Origin of the sequence: Burkholderia sp. SIMBA_062 (genome assembly GCF_046534765.1) — a bacterium.
GTDB lineage: Bacteria > Pseudomonadota > Gammaproteobacteria > Burkholderiales > Burkholderiaceae > Burkholderia > Burkholderia ambifaria.
On record NZ_JAWRYD010000643.1, the window covers coordinates 1 to 234 of the forward strand.

Below are 234 nucleotides of genomic sequence, written 5' to 3' on the forward strand. Positions count from 1 at the left end.
TATGAGCTGGGCGCGCCGCTCGATCTGCAGCTCATGTGCGCGGCGCTTGTGGCGTTGATCGCGGTGATCGTGCTGCGCCGCTCGCGGTTTGGACGTCGCCGCCGCATGGTCGATGCGTCGACCGATCCTGGCGTGAACCTCGATATCGGCTCGACGCTGACTGTCGCCGCGTGGCATGAAGGCCGCGCGCGCTCGATGTATCGCGGCGCCGAATGGGACGTGGAACTCGCGCCC

Annotated in this window: 1 pseudogene; it reads left to right on the forward strand. The window is 67.9% G+C overall.

Annotation, left to right across the window (positions count from 1 at the left end):
* A pseudogene (locus SB786_RS37760) lies at window positions 1-234 on the forward strand (NfeD family protein); the annotation flags it as partial.